This is a genomic window from Bacillus sp. AP50 (assembly GCF_040492675.1).
GTDB lineage: Bacteria > Bacillota > Bacilli > Bacillales > Bacillaceae_G > Bacillus_A > Bacillus_A cereus.
The window spans coordinates 1-3,229 of sequence record NZ_JBEUTW010000380.1 but is presented as its reverse complement, the minus strand read 5'-3'; the positions used below and the strand labels follow the sequence as shown (position 1 = coordinate 3,229).

Sequence of the window (3,229 nt, the reverse complement as noted above, 5' to 3'; positions counted from 1 at the left end):
CTAATAAATGATTAGAATTTGAATTCTCTTTTTTGTTAAATTCATTCATTATACAATGTTCTTCTTCTACAGATAACATATTAATATTACGCAATCGTACTCTAGGGTTATTAGTTACTTCCTCAACTATATTTTTAAAATGTACCATTAACCTTTCTATCGTCTCCGCTTTAAATAACTTAGTACTATATTCTACTTTTAAATGAATGTTATTATCTATTTCCGTTGCTATTAATGACAAGTCAAATTTTGAAACTGACTGCTTAAACGGATACGGTGTAAATTCTAATTCACCAATAGATATTGGATTCATATCCATGTTTTGAAAAACAAACATTGTATCAAATAATGGATTTCTACTTGTATCCCTATGCAAGTCTAAATCTTCTAGTACTTCTTCAAAAGGATAGTCTTGATTTTCATAAGCTTCTAATGTATTGAGTTTTAATCTACTCAAAAACTCAATAAACTCATCGTCATTTTCTAGATAATTTCTCATTACCAAAGTATTAATAAACATACCAATCATATGATTAGTATCAGAATGAGACCTTCCAGCAATAGGTGAGCCTACAATAATGTCTTCTTGACCTGTGTATCTAGATAAAAGTATGTTATAAATGGCCAATAAAATCATATATGGCGTTGTACCAGTTTCAGTTGCTAGTTTATTTACTTTAAAAGTTAAATCTGTTCCCAAATTAAAGGAACAAACCTTACCTTTAAAGCTTTGTATAGTGGGTCTTTGAAAATCGGTTGGAAAATTTAAAACCGGAAGTTCTCCTTTTAAAGTTGTTAACCAATAATTCTTTTGTTCACTAATTAGATTCTTGTAGTAAGGTCCATTTTGCCACATTACAAAGTCTTTGTACTGCACTCTCAATTTTGGAAGTTCATTTCCTTTATACAATTCTACAAACTCTTTTATTAATATCCCCATTGATAAACCATCAGATATTATATGATGCATATCTACTAAAAGGATATGCCTTTCTTCTGCTATCCTTAAAAGCAACACCCTTAATAATGGAGCTTTTGATAAGTCAAATGGACTTATAAACTCATGTATTAAATAATCCACATCTTTTTCATTTACATGAACGTATTCAATATTGAATTCTACATTAGGCTCAATTTTTTGCACTAATTCCCCATCTAAAATTTGAAAAGAAGTTCTTAATATTTCATGTCTCTGAATTAAAGATTGAAATATATTTTCAAACTTATCTTTACAAATATCCCCTTCTACTTTAAGTATTGTGGGCATATTATAAGTTGTATTTGTACCATCTTCGAATTGATCTACTATAAACATTTTCTTTTGTGACGTAGAAGCTAAATAATACTCTTGTTGTTTTACAGGTTCTATGGAAATATAATCACTTTTTTCCATTTCTAATATACATTTTGAAAAATCAACCAAAACAGGAAACTTAAATAGGGATTTAATAGATAATTGCACATTAAATTCTTTATTAACGATAGAAATTAACTTAGCAGCCTTTAATGAATGACCACCTATCTCAAAAAAGTTATCCTGTATTCCTACCCTTTGAATTCCTAAAACATCTTTCCAAATTTCAACTAATTTTCTTTCTGTAGAATTTGTCGGCTCTATATGACTAGATTTTAAATTATAAATAGGTTGAGGTAATTTTTTTCTATCTATTTTTCCGTTTTGTGTTAACGGTATGTTTTGAATGGGTATGATCTGTTGAGGTATCATATAATATGGTAACTTTGTTGCTAAATATGCTCTTACCTCTGGAATAGGAATATCTTTTTCGGTAACTACATACGCACATAAATACTTTTCTCCACTTTCATCTTCTCGCTGTATTAATACGGCGGTTTTGATTGTCTCATATTTTAACAAACTTGCTTCTATCTCACCTAGTTCTATTCGATATCCCCTTATTTTCACTTGATGATCAACTCGTCCCAAGTATTCAATGTTACCATCAGGTAGCCATCTCGCTATATCTCCTGTTTTATATAATTTCTCACCAGGTTCAAATGGATGATCAATAAATTTATCTGCTGTTAATTCTTTTCGATTGATGTATCCTCTAGCTAACCCTATGCCAGAAATACATATTTCTCCTGGAACACCTATAGGTTGTAGCCTGTGAAATGAATCCAATATATAAATTTTAGTATTTAACAATGGCGAACCTATTGGTACGTTTTGTGTTGTAATTTCTTTATCCCTCTCATATTGATAAGATGTACAACAGACTGTAGCCTCTGTAGGTCCGTATAAATTTAATATTTGGAGGTTCCCCCTAAATAGATGATCGTATTTTGCGAGTAATTCTGTTTTAATTGGTTCTACTCCCACGAAAAGTTTATTTAACGATATCTTCTGATTCGCCCTTACAAAATAATCATATATTTCATTTAATAAGGTAGGTGGAATATATGCTAACGTGACCTGTTCCTCAAGAATGACTTGTACAAGTTTTGGTACATCAAACTTCTCACCTTGATAAATAGTCATTCTTGCTCCATATACCAATGGGACAAATATTTCAAATATAGTAACATCAAAAGAAATACTACTTGAGAATAGTACATTATCAGTTATCCCTATATCTTGAGAGAAGTCCTCATACATTGCACACAAAAAATTAGTTAAGGAACGATGTTCAATCATTACCCCTTTGGGCTGGCCTGTAGAACCTGATGTATAAATAACATATGCCAAATTTTGAGGTTCCATCGTTATCTGCAAATCTTCTAATTGTTCTTCTTCAAAAGGAATATCCATTAGATTTATTACACTACCTTGAAATGCTACTCCCTTTATAATAGAGTTTTGATATGTTAGTACATGTGAACACCCGCTGTCTGTCAGCATATATTCCACTCTTTGTTTTGGTAAATCGGTATCAATCGGTAAATACGCCCCACCCGCTTTTAAGATACCTAATATGCCTACAATCATCTCAATAGAGCGTTCCATCATCACACCAACAATGGATTCTCTTTTAACTCCCTGGTCTAATAACCTTCTCGCCAACTGATTAGCTTTTATATTTAATTGTTTATATGTAATTTCTTTTCCATTACATACAATCGCTATTTGATTAGGATTCTGTTTTACCTGCTCTTCAAATAATTGAGGAGCTGTTACAGTCTCACAAAGTAATGTTTTATGAACTCTAGTCGTATGATTGAAATCAAATAATATTTGATTCTTTTCTGTTTTAGGCATTACATCTAGATC

At 31.0% G+C, this 3,229-nt stretch carries 1 protein-coding gene; it reads right to left on the bottom strand.

Translation table 11 applies throughout. The annotated features are described in order from the left end of the window. Positions 1-3,229, bottom strand: a 3,229-nt coding sequence (locus ABWK52_RS22865) for an amino acid adenylation domain-containing protein (RefSeq protein WP_353772152.1), incomplete at both ends; no start/stop codon positions are given.